This is a genomic window from Acidovorax sp. sif0632, assembly GCF_019218805.1.
GTDB classification, from domain to species: domain Bacteria; phylum Pseudomonadota; class Gammaproteobacteria; order Burkholderiales; family Burkholderiaceae_C; genus Acidovorax; species Acidovorax facilis.
The window spans coordinates 427,452-440,777 of sequence record NZ_JAHUWW010000002.1 but is presented as its reverse complement, the minus strand read 5'-3'; the positions used below and the strand labels follow the sequence as shown (position 1 = coordinate 440,777).

Below are 13,326 nucleotides of genomic sequence, written 5' to 3'. Positions count from 1 at the left end.
TCAGATGAAGGGTTTGGTGTGGTGCATTGCCCTGGCGGGCGCGGGCATTCCGCTGGCCCTGTTGGGCCTGCTGGTGGATTCGGAGCGCCTGATGGCGCTGGGTGGCGGGGCCATCGCCACCGTGGTGGTGGGATGGCCCGTTCTGGTGCTGATGGGCGCCGTACAGACGTCTGTACGGCGGCCTTGATCAGGATGTGAGGGTTGGCCAGCGGACTTCGTAGCCTTCCGTCTTGTCGGCTGGAACCACAATTTCGCCGGACAGCTCGGTGGCGGTGAAGTTGTCGGACAGAAAGTCGAACTCGGTCCCAGCGCCCAGAACGGCCTCGTGTACGTCCGCCTCCACCGGCGCACCGTCCACAAGGTTGGCGCCGTCGAACCGCGCCCGGCAGCGGATCTGAGGCAACCGGCCGCCGAGAATCTTCTTGCCGTCGACGGCGTTGTAGGCACTGGTGAGCTTGATCTTGTTGCCCACTGCGACTCCGCTTTTCACACGGATTTCGCCTCGCGCCCAGTTCACTTGGAACGTGCCGACAACAAGTGGCGTGGTGCCATCAGCCTGGAAAACCTGGAAGCCGTCTTCGACCAAGTTTCGCTTGCCAACGGGCAGCCAGTCCCCCAGCTCTGTCACAGTCACTTCATGCTCCGTCAGCGTTCCCGCGCTCTGCGTCAGTGACTCAACGATGCCCTGGAACTGCATTGCCAACGTTGCGGCACTGGCGGCAGAGATCGCAATGGACAATTCAGTGGGTTTGGGGATGACGACAGCGGCCCGCGACTGACCGTAGTTCAAATGCGATTTCGAGGAGCTGGACTTCTTCTCAGAGTTGGGCTTGATGGCGAACTTGTCGGCATCCAGGGCATCGCCCCAAGGGCCCCACGCCTGCGTCACCGTATTCCAGACGGACAAGGTCACCAGGCCACCAGCCAGAACTGCACGTGCGGTCATAACCGCCTCCTTTCAGTAGAAACAAAAACGCCCGCTCGGTGGCGGGCTATTGGTTGGGTAAATCGAAACAGGCTTGTCAGCCCGGATCGCGGTAGTCGAGCGTGAACAGGCCAACCACGAGGCCGCCCCCCACGTCGATGTTTTCAAGGCGGTAGACCACATCGCCTTCGACAACGCCACGGCCTTCGATCTGCACCAGCTTGACGATCTCTGGCATGCAGCTGCGGATGACGCGCTTGGCGGCGCGGTAGTCAGCATGTGCGCCTTCCCGGTCCTTCTCGGTGCGGTTGATGGCGCCCAGCGAAAACACATAGGTGCGTTTCTGCGACTGGCCCGGCTGTCCAATGAGCTTGTCGGCCTGGTCTTCGAAAAAGACGATGCGGGCGCCGTCTTGCAGGTCGCTGTTGCGCTTTGGGTTGTCCAACACCTTGGCACCTTCCAGTGCCTGGGCAACCTTCAGCGCTGCAAAGATGGTCGCGCCGATGGCGAAGGGGGCGCCCTGTGGCAACGTGTCTGGCTTGAGCGTGCTCATGGCGACACGCTGCCCAGCAGCGCCTCCATCTCCATGCCGTCATTCACGCGCTGGGGGTTGTCCAGCACGCGAAACCGGGCGCCTACGGCGATGCTGAGGGCCGGGATAGCCTCCTTGGCCATCAGCACGTCATCGGCGCGGACATCCTGCTTGACAGGCATCTGCACCTTGCGTGTGGCGGCCATGGCGCGGCCATCCAGGGCCTCTTTATCGACCACCCCGAAGATCAGCACCACATCCACGTCAGCGACCGATGGCCGCTGGCGCGTGAAGGTGGTGGCGAAGTCGGGGCCGTAGAACACGTCGGCCATGTCTTCTTCGAGATCCAGCATGGCCAATCAGCGCACCTTGATGCGCATCGTGGCGTTGACGCGGTATGGCACCAGCAAGGGCGCCGACTGCATCAACAAGTAGCGCATGCTGGGGTCTTGCTCCAACCAGCTCTTGGGGAAGTACGCCATTGCCTGCAGGGCATCATGATCAAGGATGGCACCAAAGTGACGAGTGCCCTCGACCAGGTCAGGCGCAGCGGTGCAGATCACCGTAAAAGGCGGCAGCAGAGTCTGCTGTTGCGCTTCTTCGTCGCCAGGTTCAATGCCCCACCCGCTGTAGGTGAAGATATTGAAGCCATCCACGACGCCCTGGAACACCAGGCCTTCGCGGTTGTGGGCGTCTTGCTGGACGGTGCTGTTGCCGCGATAGCGGTCAAGGCGCTCTTTCACGTCAGGATCGGCGCGGAACACCTTCCAGGCGTCGATGGTCATCGCCACATCGCTAATGCCAACACCAGTCCGCTTGACCATGGCATCCGACCAGTCCTGCAGGCTGTCAAGCGGCTTGACGCCTGTCTCGCCCCAGCGCTCTGCATTCTGCAGGTTAACGGTGAGGTCAGCATGGCGCCCAAAGTCCACAACCACCTTGGGATACTGAGGCGCCTGGACGGTAACCTTGCCTGCATAGAGCGCCTGAGCCGCCATCCATTCGAGACGACGCTCTACGCCTTCGATCTGGTCTTGCAGATCCTGCGCCACCAGCAGCTCCATGCGCTGCTCGGCGGACAGTTCTCCACCGCCGATCTTCTCGCCCATGGCGCGCTTCAAGGCGCGGCCTGGGTGGAATGCGCGCTTGTCCTTGATGTACGCAGGCTTGAACGTATCGGTCTGGAAGCCACGGCTTGCGACCAACTGACCAGCCACCAGGGGACTCACGAACGGAGCCATACGGCGCGGCTTGTTTTCGAGATCGAAGTGGATTTCTTCGGATTCGTCTTGCTGGACGTTGATGAAGTAGCGGTTTGCGAGGCCCAGGTTGGGCACGCGCAGCTCTTCGACGACGGCCACCAGGCTGTCGGTGCTGAAGATATCGGGCATGGTGTAAGGCTCCTATGTGTTGGGGTTGTGGATGGGCCTCAGACCGGCACTTGACCGATGAGGAAGATGCCCTTGTCGCGGAGCACTGCACGCGTGGAGTCCACGGTGTGGGCTGCGCCGAAGATGACGTCATCGGCGATGAAGTCACCGCGCGTGTAGGCGATGGTGGGTGCCGGTTCCAGGGTGGCGTCGGTGTCTTCGGCCAGGATGGCTTCGGGCACCTGCGAGCCATCATTGGCGGTGGAGAGACTTTTCACAAAGCCGCCCAATCCCGCCGCGACGGTGATGTTGAAGCTGTCGCCCACGATGAAGTCCGTGCTGCCATCGGCGATGCTGAACTTGATCTGGTTGGCAAACGTGGCGCCCACGGATACGGTGCCGAGCGAGTAGCCATCTGGCGCGACTACGGTGAAGGTGCCGCCGTTGGCTGCAGCAGTGGTGCAGGTGACGGCGTAGACACCAGCCTGTGCGCCGTCGAGGCGGGGAGTCGCATCGAGGGTCAGCACACCGTTACCGGTGTTGCCACCAGCCTTCGCGGCCGAGGTGGCATCGCCCAGCGTCACACGGCCCAGCAAGGTGCCGCGTGCATGGTTGCCCGCCAACAGTGAGATGGATTCACTGATCAGCAATGCTGCGTTGCCAGCGATGAGGCCGCGAGGTACATACCCCTGGCTCTTGTAGGTTGCAAGGAACGTCATGTTCTTGGCCTTTCAAATGGTTGTGGATGGAACCGGCGCCTTAGCGGCCCCGGAGTTCGTTAAAGGCAGCAGCAGCGCGCTTGCCGAGGCTGCGGTCCGTGTCTTCGCCCTGATTCGTGGGCGCGGCGGAGGCGCTGCCGGGTGCAGCGGGCGGAGCATCCTGCTGGTGCTGGGCAGCAGCTGCTGAGGTGCGTGCGGCCTGGGCCTTGAGCACGGCAAGGGCGGCATCACCCGCAGAGGTCTTGCCGTCGAAGGCCAGGGTGTTGATCAGCTCCTTTTCGCCATGGGCGTCCAGGGCCAGCACCGCCTGGATGCGCTCACGCTCTTGCGTTGCGCCCAGGGCGAGGAATTCGCCGCGAAGCTGGGCGAAGAGTGGCGCGTGGTCCTGCTCGAAAGACGCACGCGTGATGGGGGTTTTGTTGTCAGGGTCAGCCATGACGGGTTCCTTTTCACGGGTTGTGGTTGTGTCTTTGGGCGCAGCACCGGCGCTTGGGGACGGGAGGGCCGCCACAGCAAAAACCGCCTTGCGGCGGTTTGTGTACTTGGCGGGGTCGGTGGCCATGCTTTCCACCAGTGCGTCGAGGGTGGAGACACCGTCCACCAACCCCGCATCGATGGCCTGCTGGCCCCTGAACACACGGCCATCGGCCATGCGGTCCAGAACTTGTTGTGCCGTGGTGTCGCGGTATTGCGCGACAGCGTCCACGAACAGTGAATAGACGTAGTCCACGTCGGCCTGGACGATGGCGCGGGCTTCGTCGCTCAGTGGTTCGTTGGACTTGACCAGGCGCTTGTATCGGCCAGCGACGATGCTTTCCTCGCGCAGCGCGCTGTTCGGATTGAAAGTGCGGTCGATGACCACGCCAATGCTGCCGGCCTGCACCGTCGGGCCGCTGACGTACACGGCGTTGGCCGCGCTGCCGATCCAATAGCCCGCGCTGGCAAGAGCGCCATCGCTGTGCGTGACGATGGGTTTTGTCTTCGCCAACTCGTGCACGGCAGCGGCCATTTCAGGCGTGCCAATAACACTGCCGCCCGGGGTATCCAGCGCCAGGATGGTGGAGCGCACACGGGCATCGACGATGGCACTTTCGAGCTGCTTGGTGGCCATCTGAGTGCTGAGCCCCCCGCTTACCTGCATGAACAGGTTTGCCTTGGGGGCGATCACGCCAGACATGCGGAGCACAGCCACGCCTCCTGGTTCTACGGTGTAGGCCTGCTGCTCACTCGACAATGGGCGACCAAGGCGGGCTTCGATGGCAGCGATGTCGATCTTTTCGCCGCGCAGGTGCGTGGCGTAGATCGCCTGGATCTCGCGCAGCTTGTCGGGTTCAATGGCCCAGGCGCCTGTGATGAGATCGAGCAGAGTCATGGGGTAGTGCCCTCCTTGGACTTCGGGGCCGGTGATGCGCGGCCGCCGACAATGAATTCAAGAATGGAAAGCCGGTTTTCATGCCGGTTGTCCTGGCCTTGCAGGCTGCGCAACTCGGTGTAGGCCCAGCCGACCAAACCCAGCGATGACACCGCGACGGAGCCCACGAGCTTCCAGGTCCAGCTGTGAACCTTGAGTTCTGAGCTGATCTGCTTGATCGAGTGCGCGTGTTCGTCGGACAGCTGGAACAGGCGGCGCTGGTTCGCTTCGAACGACACCAGGCGCTCTTGCAGCACGGCGGATTGGCTGCTCACGGTGCTTTGTTGCTGGCTGATGGCAAGCAGCAGGCCCTTGAGTTCCGAATAGTTGAGCAGCAGGGTGTCCACACGCTCGGCCAGGATCGCGACCTGTTCGGCAGAAATGGTTTTCTCGGTCATGCGGGTACCGCTTCGTTTTCGACGGCATCCTCTTTAAAGGGCTCTGTCGATGGCTTGGGCGAGTTCTGTGGGGCTGCTGCGCCCGCCTTGGGCACAGGGAGCATCTGTGCTTTGCGCAGGCGCGATTCCTCGGCTTCCTTCTGGTCGAAGGTGTCGTTCCAATCGGTGCCAAACAACTCCCACTCGGCGCGCTCGCGAGACATGAACCGCGCGTCAACAGCAGCGCTGTATGCAGCTACCTCATCCTTGGGGTTGATGCTGCCCATGCTGTCGCCATGCCAAAGTGCGCGGGTGTATGCCCAGCGCAGCAGGGGGTCGGTGAAGAACCCTGGGGCAGTGACACGGCCCCGTGACACCGCTTCGGCAAGCCATGTCTCATACACGGGCTGGCAGAAGCTGCGCGAAAGCCAGGTACGGACCGAGCGGAAATAGATACCTGCATCGAGCAGCGCGGCCTTGCTGGCGGAATAGCTGGCGTCGAACTTCTTTACCAGCAGCTCGTAGGGGATGCCCAGCGCCATGCCGATCTGGCGCAGCACCGCTTGGACAAAGGGGTCGAAGTTGGGGTTTGGCCGCAGAGGGTTTGCAAACTGAGCTTCTTCACCCTTCGCCAGATCGATGATGGCTGCTGGCCCCAGCTCGGAAACGTCGCCTCCGTTGCCTCCTTCACCGGGCGCGCCTCCGCCCTGGAAGATGGGTGCTGCCGCGTTGCCGCCATCACTCTTGATGAAAACGGTGAAATAGCTGCTGATGACAGCGGCTGCAATCTCGGCCTCGGTGTACCGCGTGAGTTGCTTGATGCAGCCGACGATGGGCGCCAGGTACGGCACGCCGCGAGGCATCTCGGGCCGCAGCTTGCGGTAGTGGTGCAGGATGCGCCGACGCCCGGACGTGCCCAGGCGTTCGTACCAGCGGCCTGCCCAGCGGTTGCCCGCGACACGTACGCCACCTGGGTGGTGGTCGTAGATGAAGAAGGCCATGGGCACGCCGCCTTGTCCCATGCGTACCCCGCCAGCGATTTCTTCGGTGTCGCGTGTTCCCTGTGGATTTCCGCAGCGATCACCCTCCAGCAATTGGATGCGGAGGCGATAGGGCTGTGTGGACGTGGGTTCACCGTCAGGCAGGATGGTGAAGGTGTCACCGCTCTCCAGCGTGCTGCGCAACAGGAGCCCTTGCTGTTCGTAGAAGTTGAGCGTGCCTGCGATATCGCATTCAGGGCTGTCAGCCCAGAGGCTGAACTCGGCCTGTACGTGCATCTTCCAGGCCACGGTCTCTTCAACGCTCCAACCCAGGATGCCCCGGTGCGGCTGCGCGCTGAGAGCAAGGCCGGTGCCGACGACGCGATCCACATTGGTGTTGATGGCGCCCAAGGCGATGGGACTGGTGCGCACCAGGTCGCGCGACTGCCCGCGCTGCAGTGGAAGGTGCTTGAGGCTGTCGGCTTTGGCATCGCGGGGTGCGGGACGCCAACGGCGTGAGCCGCCATCGTCGCGCGTGCCCGTGGCGTCGTCAGACCCAAAAAGGGCGTTTTCGCTGCCAAGAGAGCCACCGAGCGATGCGATCACATCGAACTGCATCTTGCTCTTGAGGCGGTTCACGGCATACGTCGGTGCCACCCGGCTCACAAGGCGATCGAGGAGGGATGCGTGCATGTCAGCACCTCGGGCGTAGGTAGGAGACGCGCCCACGGCCTGTGGCTGCGGCCGTCAGTGTGGTGATCTCAATGCGTACTTCGCGGATGCCGTTCTGCACCTGTTCCAGTTCGGCACGGCGCGTGCGGCGGGCAGTGCCACCCTGCCCCACGCTGTACTCTTGCGATTCGAGGATCTTTGCCTCGGCCGCCAGGTAGTTCGCTAGGCGCTGCTGCGCGAGCTGCAGGGGGCTGAGTGCAGGCGCCGTGCTCATGCCCGTCCCCCTCGCGCCACCATGGCGGCCATTGCTTTCTGGAACTCGGGCTGGAATCGCTGCAGAGCCACGCGCTGGACCACGCCCGTGAAGTCCAGGCGCTTGGAATAGGTGGGCGCGTCATTGGTGAAGATGAACAGCGCACGGATGCGCTTGCCTTCCCGGCGCCAGATGCCATCGGGGCGGTTTCCGCCGTTGGGCTTGCCGACGAACATGTCGTTTGCCAGCTTGCGACCGCGACCGGCCCTCTGGCCCTGAGCACCTACACCACCACGGATATTTTTGAGCGCCGCCAGGATGGTGCGGACCTCGGCGCCCTTGACGTTGCCGTTTGCGTCCAGCGAGAGGCCACTGCCGGGCATAGCGAACTGGCTCGCACCGAGCACACCGGCGTAGCGCATGGCCGCCTCTGCCCGCTTGTGCTTGCGCCCACCGCCTTCGACCTGGGGAAGCAAGAAGTTCTCAGGCGCGATGCCCGCAGCACTGGTCTTGACCATCACCCGCGCACTCAATGTGTCTTTGGTCGCAGGCTCAATGCGCAGCGAGTTCAGGGTGTAGGCCACGGGGTTGCCGAACACCGAGCGCATCTCGGCAGGCAGCTCGATCTTGGCCGCGTGCTGCGCGGTGCGCGTGAGCGCCGTGGAAGCGGCGTACGGCACGATGCGAGCGGGCACGTCACGCACCGATGCAATCACATCTGCCATGTTGCCGCTGCGGAGAATTTCAAGCATGTTTGGAAGCCCCAAAAGAAAGCCCCCGGAGCCTTTCGGCTGCCGGGGGCATGCTGCACAACTGCGTTGTGGACTATTGATTTTCAGGCTGGCGGAGTTTTGAGACCTACCTGAATTGGGGCCAATTTTGGGGCAAAGTGTCTTATGGAATCAAGCAATATAGTGTCTTGCTTAGATAGGACAATTTTCTAGTTGACTAACTTCCAAGACGCGCTCGGACATCTCCAATGACGAATTGTTGAACATCCTCCATGACGGAGTTGATCAACGTAGCAACTTGCGCTTTTTTTTTCAGAGGTGCAGATACGTGCTTGAATTTTTGAGCAACCGGTTGTTTGGTGGTATCCCACCCCGTCATCTTCAAGTGTTCAATGGCGTAAAAGCCATTCAAACTTCTTCTTGAATAGAGAAAAACAACGGTGATCACATAGGTCTCCAGCGAGGCAGATCGAGGCCGCAACCAGATTTGATGAGGCAAGAAAATTGGCACAACAGAGTAAGTAAAACCAGCAATTACTTTTCGAAACTTATTTACTTTTTCAAGCTTATATTCCTTTTCACCGAAAAATTGCTTAATTCGCATCGAATCGTGCATGAGCCCGTAAGTTGATGGCTTTCGAGGAATCTCACGATACTCCTCAACGGAATAAGCTTCATCCTCGTAGAGAGGTTGTGCAAAAATATCATCGTCCTTCACCTCCTGAATCCAACGTCCAATCGCCGAACGATTAGGAACATTTTCCACCTCCAGCGGGCGGACATCTATTGTGAAGAGTTCGCTTAAGGCTTTTGGCCATTTACCGCTATTAAGCAAGTCGCCTAACACTTGGAGATTATCCTTAGCCTCAATCTCAGTACAATAAATATCCTCCGCGAGTTTCTCCGCCAATTGCAAGACTGTTTGCACCTTGGGAGAGTGACTTGGCAATGCTCCCGATGCACTAGGCGTTTCATTTTGATCTTTTGAAGATGATGAATCCGGAGTATCTTGCTTAATTTGTCTCGCCAAGTAGTCAACCAAATCCGAATCCATTTGAACGAACACTTCTGTGTTATGCGCTTGGATAACAAATGTGGGTGTAGGCGCACCAATCAATGGCATCGCATCTGCAACATCCGCTACTACATCTCGATATCTAACGGGTCCCTGCTTATCTAAAAGAGAATTTAGAATCGCCAGCGTAAAGTGGCTGAATTCTGGCCCCGCCCATGATTTTGCATCTGCCGCAGATGAGTGCATGAAATAAAGACGCTTGAGTTGATGGTCTTGCGCTGATTTTTCATATACCTTCTGAACATCAGACTCTTCGTCTTTAATGTATGTCGTCCCTGAGTTGCAGGCATCTACAATTTTAACAGTGATCTCCGGCGAAAGGGTTTTTATTAAACCATCTAGTTCTGAATTCCTTAGCCCCCCCGCCTCTCTTTTTTCAGATTTATAATCGACAAACGTATAGAAAAAATCCTCTTCAAATCGCGCTCCATGCCCGGAGAAATAAAAAATCAATTCACTGATATTTGAAGATTTATATTTATCAACAAATTCTGATATTATCTTTTTCGCTTCTCTCCCAGTAGAAGACGGTGAAACAAAGCAAATCTCTTCGAACGATATGGTTTGATTGAGGAAGTTGTAAAATGCCCTGGCATCATTAGTACAGGCAGGCAGCCTATCCAAATTCTGATAATCGGTAATTCCAATCACTATTGCAAGTTTCACATCCACTCCAAATATAGTAGGTTTTCTGCACCAAATTTGGCGCGATCTACACTGCATTCCTATTATCAGCCAATAATCCAGCCCTCACCTCGCCAGCCTTGAGATCTGAATACGAGCTGGAGAGCATACGATGTTACCTAGGGTCTCTATCGTCGTGATCACTTAGACTGCGACGAACCCGGACTGAATTGAGCTCTTGTAGCGCCTGCAACTCTTGTTCCATCAACGCACGTGAAGAGACATAGATTCGCCTCCGAAACATGGACAACAACAAATAGAAGTGAGAACGGCTGATTTTCAACGCCGCAGCTGCTAACTTGATTGGCGCCACTCTATGCACGTAGTAGAGGTCAAATACCCGCTTGTCGAGGGTGTCTGGTTGACACGTATATGCAAGGTGTAAAGCCGCCAATTCCGCGCTACAGATCGCATCGGGACCACCACGAATAAGCGGTCTTGAACGCATACCGCTGAGTTGCCCCAGTATCGATCCAGAAGAAGGTGGCGGCGCGTAGAGGCGCCGGGAGTTCTTCCACGCGACCCAACGTTCGCAGAGATCATCGATATCGCGTTGCTCCTGGCTCTCACTCAGCGCAGGCTCATCATTTCGTGAAGCGGGGCCAGGCGCTGCAAGATGCAATGCTTCTATGTCGTATTGGTTTGTTCTGTTGGTCATCTGCGGAGTCCTTTTGATCGCATCCGGCGCCCAACAGGCGCCTGAGGTTGAAATACGGGAGTCGGGGTGGGAGCGCGCTGTGGGCGATTGGGCTCTGCGCTGGCCTGCTGAAGTACATACGTCTGTACGGTCGGTCCTGCTTGGGGCGCTAGGGGCGTAGTCGGAACAGGCGCCATGGAGACTTTCCGCACCTCGCCTGCGTCGGTGTTTGGCTGGGATGTCGGAGTGGCCTCGGGCATGGGGGCAAACATGTCCCGGTTGCGAGGGATGAGCTTGGCGCGCAGCCGCTGCCAATCCAGGGCACTCCACTTGTGCAAACCCAGGCGGTAGGCAATGGCAAGGTTGTAGACGGAAAGGTCCAACGGCTCATTGCGGGCGCCGTTGGGCTTGACCCATTCACGCACTGCCCTCCCCTTCACATAGCGGGTGCGGGGTTGCTCCACCACAAGGCCTGCAAACCACTCAGGAGGTAGGTGTTTGTGAAAGCGCATTGCTCCCGGCCCCTCGGCCAAGTGGAAGCGGTTGAATAGATAGTCTTTGGCGACGTCCGTACCCACCAACCAACGCTCTACTCCCCCAGGACGCTTGGTGCCACCCCAGTCGATATCGACCTTGGAAGGCGCGTTACTGATGATGGGCCGGTTGGGGCGTGGCGAACCGCCTAAAACTGTGCAACCCAGGTGGGCGCGGGCCGCGCCATAGTTGTACACGTCCTGCGTGTGGCTACCGCCAGCGTCAATGCCGTCCGCACTGATTTGGATAGCGCGCCCGGACGCATGCAAAAACGGCGTGGCGCGGATCTTGTCGAGCTGTGCCCAAACGCTTTCTGGGTCGTCAGGCGAAGCGGACGGCAAACCGTACAGAACGATGTAGTCCAGCACCCAGTGCCGCATGCCTGGCCCCCAAGCCTCAATCTGCACCTCCAGTCGAGCGTCTTGGGTGTCGGTGGCCATGGTGACCACGAGCGCTTCGTCAGGGATCACCCGGGGCGGAATCTCTTCAGCGCGATCCTGAAGCTGTTTGGCAGTTGTGTTGGACTCGGTGTTCTTGTAGCTAAGACCTAGGCGGGTGTTGTAGAACACCTGCATGCCCTCATGGTCGCCACGTGCACGACGGTCTTTTGCCCGGGCGTACTGTCGGGCCAGCGACAGCCAGGTGATGGCCCCGATGGGCATGTAGAACGCCGACAGGGTGAAGCTGACCGTTTCACCGTCGCCCGTCGATGTTGCCACCCAGCGCGCCTCTCCACCCATGCCGATATCGGGCAGCATGGTGGTCTTGTGGTGTTCATCGATCTCGAAAAAGCACGCAGGGCACACGAACCATGCCCTATCCATGTAGCCTGTTTCCGGGTCGCGCTCATAGCGGAAGTTGTCCAGCACCAAAGCATGCAGGTGACCACAGTCAGGGCAAGGGACGTGGTATTCCTCCTTGGTGCCCATCTCGAACAGGTCATCGATCTTGCTGAAGCCTTCGGTGCTTGGGCTGCTGGTGTAGAAGAACTTGCAATCGTTGGCGTACTGGGTAGCACGGGCTTCTGCCAGTTCCACAGGGTCGCCTTCCTCGTCAACGTTCAGTTCCAGGCGGTCGATCTCGTCCACATAGATGAAGGGCGCTGAAACTTCAGCCAGGTTGGCGGCTGAGCCCGCCGTATTGATGTGCAGCGTGGCATCACCTTGAAAGTCCTTGGCCTGAACGGTGTTGCGGCTGTCGCGGCTCTTGGTGGCTGATACCCGCTCGCGCAGCACCTGCACATTGCGAATCATGGTGCTGACCCGCGCCGAGAAACGCTTCACCAGCGTGTCGGTGGGCTCCAGGGCCAGGATGTTGCGTGGCCTGCGGTGGATGATGGAGCCGATCCAGTTCAAGGCCGTCTGCGTCTTGAACATCTGCGACGCCACCTTGGCCACCACGCGTTTGCAGGGGTGGCCAGGAGAAAGCACCTGGTGCACCCGCCGGGCGGGCGGGCTGCGATCGAAGCGGAACGGCCCAGGCTGCGGACTGCTCTTGGGCAGCACCATGAACTCCTCGGCCCACTCGTCCACGCGCAGTTCGGGGTCAGGGCGCGCCGCCTCCATGGCTGCGCGAACGACGAGTTCGTAACCGTCAGCGAGGCTCATGGAAAGGCCGCTCCAACGCTGCGCGATACTGCGCTCCTCAACAAGCATTTTTTGTACGGGAGGGATTTATGTGGACCTATGAAATTGCACCCATTGATTTCCGCTGGGAGTTGCTCCAGTCTGTCGCTGATGTTGCTGCGCAGCTCGCGCGTGCCGATGCGGAAGCACTTTCTGGCGAAGGTGACAGCGGACTGCCGAGCTGCGAGGAGTTTTTGGATGCATGGGTTAAAGCCAAGCAATCCGCAGAGGCCAGCGGCTGGGACGGGGACATACGTACGGGACCAGTTGTTTTTTGGCTGCCCAGCGCCGACCGCTTTGAGTACGGGTTCGCATTCAAGCAGGACAACAATGGCAATACTTTCGTGATTTCTCCGCAAGAGTTGCCACATCTGGAAGCGTTGTAGGTCTCGTGGCCGCCTCCATTGGTGGCTGGTCTCCTCCGACTTACGATGGGTGTTCCACCAACCACCTGCAGAGGGACCATCCATGAGCGAGGAATACACGCTGGCGCAGGCCAGGCGCGAGATTGCCGCGTTGAATGACAACGTCATAGGTCAGTTGAACCGGATCGGGGCGCTAGAGGCCGCTGTGCGTGAGCTTCTGCACCACACGCCGACCGAGGTGCTGGAGTCGATGGCTCGCACGTACGATGTGCAGATGACGATGGCGATGGAGAAGCTCCCGCCGCCACTGCAACGCGAACAGCTATGGTCACACTTCCTGGCCACGATGGAGGAGATTGTGAGAACGCGCCGGCGGCTCGGTCAGCCAGAGGCGCATCCGGGAAGATGACGTCACTGAGACCCGTGGGAATGATGG

Annotated in this window: 16 protein-coding genes; 3 read left to right on the top strand and 13 right to left on the bottom strand. The window is 59.5% G+C overall.

Annotated elements, in window-relative coordinates:
- Positions 1 to 4: 4 nt before the first annotated feature.
- On the top strand, positions 5 to 187 hold the full coding sequence (locus tag KW832_RS07170; RefSeq protein WP_218299375.1) for a hypothetical protein: 183 nt from the start codon (positions 5 to 7) through the stop codon (positions 185 to 187).
- Here the strand turns inward: KW832_RS07170 and KW832_RS07165 are convergent, their stop codons facing one another.
- The 13 genes from KW832_RS07165 to KW832_RS07105 all read right to left on the bottom strand — a co-directional run bounded on the left by KW832_RS07165 (position 188) and on the right by KW832_RS07105 (position 12,507).
- Positions 188 to 946 (bottom strand): hypothetical protein, encoded by a 759-nt coding sequence (locus KW832_RS07165; protein WP_218299374.1) that lies wholly within the window; start codon positions 944 to 946, stop codon positions 188 to 190. It lies immediately after the preceding gene.
- 76 nt (positions 947 to 1,022) lie between these two features.
- Positions 1,023 to 1,478, bottom strand: a complete 456-nt coding sequence (locus KW832_RS07160; protein ID WP_218299373.1) for a hypothetical protein — start codon at positions 1,476 to 1,478, stop codon at positions 1,023 to 1,025.
- Positions 1,475 to 1,810 (bottom strand): hypothetical protein, encoded by a 336-nt coding sequence (locus tag KW832_RS07155; protein ID WP_218299372.1) that lies wholly within the window; start codon positions 1,808 to 1,810, stop codon positions 1,475 to 1,477. The genes KW832_RS07160 and KW832_RS07155 overlap by 4 nt, the downstream gene beginning before the upstream one ends.
- Positions 1,811 to 1,816: 6 nt before the next feature.
- Positions 1,817 to 2,848 carry a major capsid protein gene (locus tag KW832_RS07150; RefSeq protein WP_218299371.1) on the bottom strand — a complete coding sequence of 344 codons (1,032 nt, stop codon included), beginning with the start codon at positions 2,846 to 2,848 and terminating at the stop codon, positions 1,817 to 1,819.
- A gap of 38 nt (positions 2,849 to 2,886) precedes the next feature.
- A complete protein-coding gene (locus KW832_RS07145; RefSeq protein WP_218299370.1) occupies positions 2,887 to 3,546 on the bottom strand; it encodes a head decoration protein in 660 nt (219 codons plus the stop codon).
- A gap of 40 nt (positions 3,547 to 3,586) precedes the next feature.
- Positions 3,587 to 4,918 carry a S49 family peptidase gene (locus tag KW832_RS07140; protein ID WP_218299369.1) on the bottom strand — a complete coding sequence of 444 codons (1,332 nt, stop codon included), beginning with the start codon at positions 4,916 to 4,918 and terminating at the stop codon, positions 3,587 to 3,589.
- Positions 4,915 to 5,355: a hypothetical protein gene (locus KW832_RS07135; protein ID WP_218299368.1), complete on the bottom strand. Its 441-nt coding sequence runs from the start codon at positions 5,353 to 5,355 to the stop codon at positions 4,915 to 4,917. The genes KW832_RS07140 and KW832_RS07135 overlap by 4 nt, the downstream gene beginning before the upstream one ends.
- Positions 5,352 to 7,007: a phage portal protein gene (locus KW832_RS07130; RefSeq protein ID WP_255577559.1), complete on the bottom strand. Its 1,656-nt coding sequence runs from the start codon at positions 7,005 to 7,007 to the stop codon at positions 5,352 to 5,354. The genes KW832_RS07135 and KW832_RS07130 overlap by 4 nt, the downstream gene beginning before the upstream one ends.
- 1 nt (position 7,008) lies before the next feature.
- Positions 7,009 to 7,260, bottom strand: a complete 252-nt coding sequence (locus KW832_RS07125) for a hypothetical protein (RefSeq protein WP_218299367.1) — start codon at positions 7,258 to 7,260, stop codon at positions 7,009 to 7,011.
- On the bottom strand, positions 7,257 to 7,991 hold the full coding sequence (locus tag KW832_RS07120; protein ID WP_218299366.1) for a hypothetical protein: 735 nt from the start codon (positions 7,989 to 7,991) through the stop codon (positions 7,257 to 7,259). The genes KW832_RS07125 and KW832_RS07120 overlap by 4 nt, the downstream gene beginning before the upstream one ends.
- Positions 7,992 to 8,187: 196 nt before the next feature.
- Positions 8,188 to 9,711, bottom strand: a complete 1,524-nt coding sequence (locus KW832_RS07115) for a caspase family protein (protein ID WP_218299365.1) — start codon at positions 9,709 to 9,711, stop codon at positions 8,188 to 8,190.
- A gap of 133 nt (positions 9,712 to 9,844) precedes the next feature.
- The gene (locus tag KW832_RS07110; protein WP_218299364.1) at positions 9,845 to 10,387 is read right to left on the bottom strand and encodes a hypothetical protein; all 543 of its coding nucleotides are present in this window, start codon (positions 10,385 to 10,387) and stop codon (positions 9,845 to 9,847) included.
- Positions 10,384 to 12,507 carry a terminase gpA endonuclease subunit gene (locus KW832_RS07105; RefSeq protein WP_218299363.1) on the bottom strand — a complete coding sequence of 708 codons (2,124 nt, stop codon included), beginning with the start codon at positions 12,505 to 12,507 and terminating at the stop codon, positions 10,384 to 10,386. The genes KW832_RS07110 and KW832_RS07105 overlap by 4 nt, the downstream gene beginning before the upstream one ends.
- A 68-nt stretch (positions 12,508 to 12,575) precedes the next feature.
- Between KW832_RS07105 and KW832_RS07100 the strand changes: the two genes are divergently transcribed.
- Both KW832_RS07100 and KW832_RS07095 read left to right on the top strand, forming a co-directional pair.
- Positions 12,576 to 12,911 (top strand): hypothetical protein, encoded by a 336-nt coding sequence (locus KW832_RS07100; protein WP_218299362.1) that lies wholly within the window; start codon positions 12,576 to 12,578, stop codon positions 12,909 to 12,911.
- An 82-nt stretch (positions 12,912 to 12,993) separates the two neighbouring features.
- The gene (locus KW832_RS07095) at positions 12,994 to 13,299 is read left to right on the top strand and encodes a hypothetical protein (RefSeq protein WP_218299361.1); all 306 of its coding nucleotides are present in this window, start codon (positions 12,994 to 12,996) and stop codon (positions 13,297 to 13,299) included.
- The last annotated feature ends 27 nt before the right edge of the window (positions 13,300 to 13,326 follow it).

What these genes read in the sequence shown, in the direction of transcription:
- KW832_RS07150 (WP_218299371.1), bottom strand. Translation starts at nt 2,848, where the DNA reads ATGCCCGATATCTTCAGCACCGACAGCCTGGTGGCCGTCGTCGAAGAG.
- KW832_RS07105 (WP_218299363.1), bottom strand. Translation starts at nt 12,507, where the DNA reads ATGAGCCTCGCTGACGGTTACGAACTCGTCGTTCGCGCAGCCATGGAG.
- KW832_RS07140 (WP_218299369.1), bottom strand. Translation starts at nt 4,918, where the DNA reads ATGACTCTGCTCGATCTCATCACAGGCGCCTGGGCCATTGAACCCGAC.
- KW832_RS07110 (WP_218299364.1), bottom strand. Translation starts at nt 10,387, where the DNA reads ATGACCAACAGAACAAACCAATACGACATAGAAGCATTGCATCTTGCA.
- KW832_RS07155 (WP_218299372.1), bottom strand. Translation starts at nt 1,810, where the DNA reads ATGCTGGATCTCGAAGAAGACATGGCCGACGTGTTCTACGGCCCCGAC.
- KW832_RS07160 (WP_218299373.1), bottom strand. Translation starts at nt 1,478, where the DNA reads ATGAGCACGCTCAAGCCAGACACGTTGCCACAGGGCGCCCCCTTCGCC.
- KW832_RS07170 (WP_218299375.1), top strand. Translation starts at nt 5, where the DNA reads ATGAAGGGTTTGGTGTGGTGCATTGCCCTGGCGGGCGCGGGCATTCCG.
- KW832_RS07130 (WP_255577559.1), bottom strand. Translation starts at nt 7,007, where the DNA reads ATGCACGCATCCCTCCTCGATCGCCTTGTGAGCCGGGTGGCACCGACG.
- KW832_RS07100 (WP_218299362.1), top strand. Translation starts at nt 12,576, where the DNA reads ATGTGGACCTATGAAATTGCACCCATTGATTTCCGCTGGGAGTTGCTC.
- KW832_RS07095 (WP_218299361.1), top strand. Translation starts at nt 12,994, where the DNA reads ATGAGCGAGGAATACACGCTGGCGCAGGCCAGGCGCGAGATTGCCGCG.
- KW832_RS07145 (WP_218299370.1), bottom strand. Translation starts at nt 3,546, where the DNA reads ATGACGTTCCTTGCAACCTACAAGAGCCAGGGGTATGTACCTCGCGGC.
- KW832_RS07135 (WP_218299368.1), bottom strand. Translation starts at nt 5,355, where the DNA reads ATGACCGAGAAAACCATTTCTGCCGAACAGGTCGCGATCCTGGCCGAG.
- KW832_RS07120 (WP_218299366.1), bottom strand. Translation starts at nt 7,991, where the DNA reads ATGCTTGAAATTCTCCGCAGCGGCAACATGGCAGATGTGATTGCATCG.
- KW832_RS07165 (WP_218299374.1), bottom strand. Translation starts at nt 946, where the DNA reads ATGACCGCACGTGCAGTTCTGGCTGGTGGCCTGGTGACCTTGTCCGTC.
- KW832_RS07125 (WP_218299367.1), bottom strand. Translation starts at nt 7,260, where the DNA reads ATGAGCACGGCGCCTGCACTCAGCCCCCTGCAGCTCGCGCAGCAGCGC.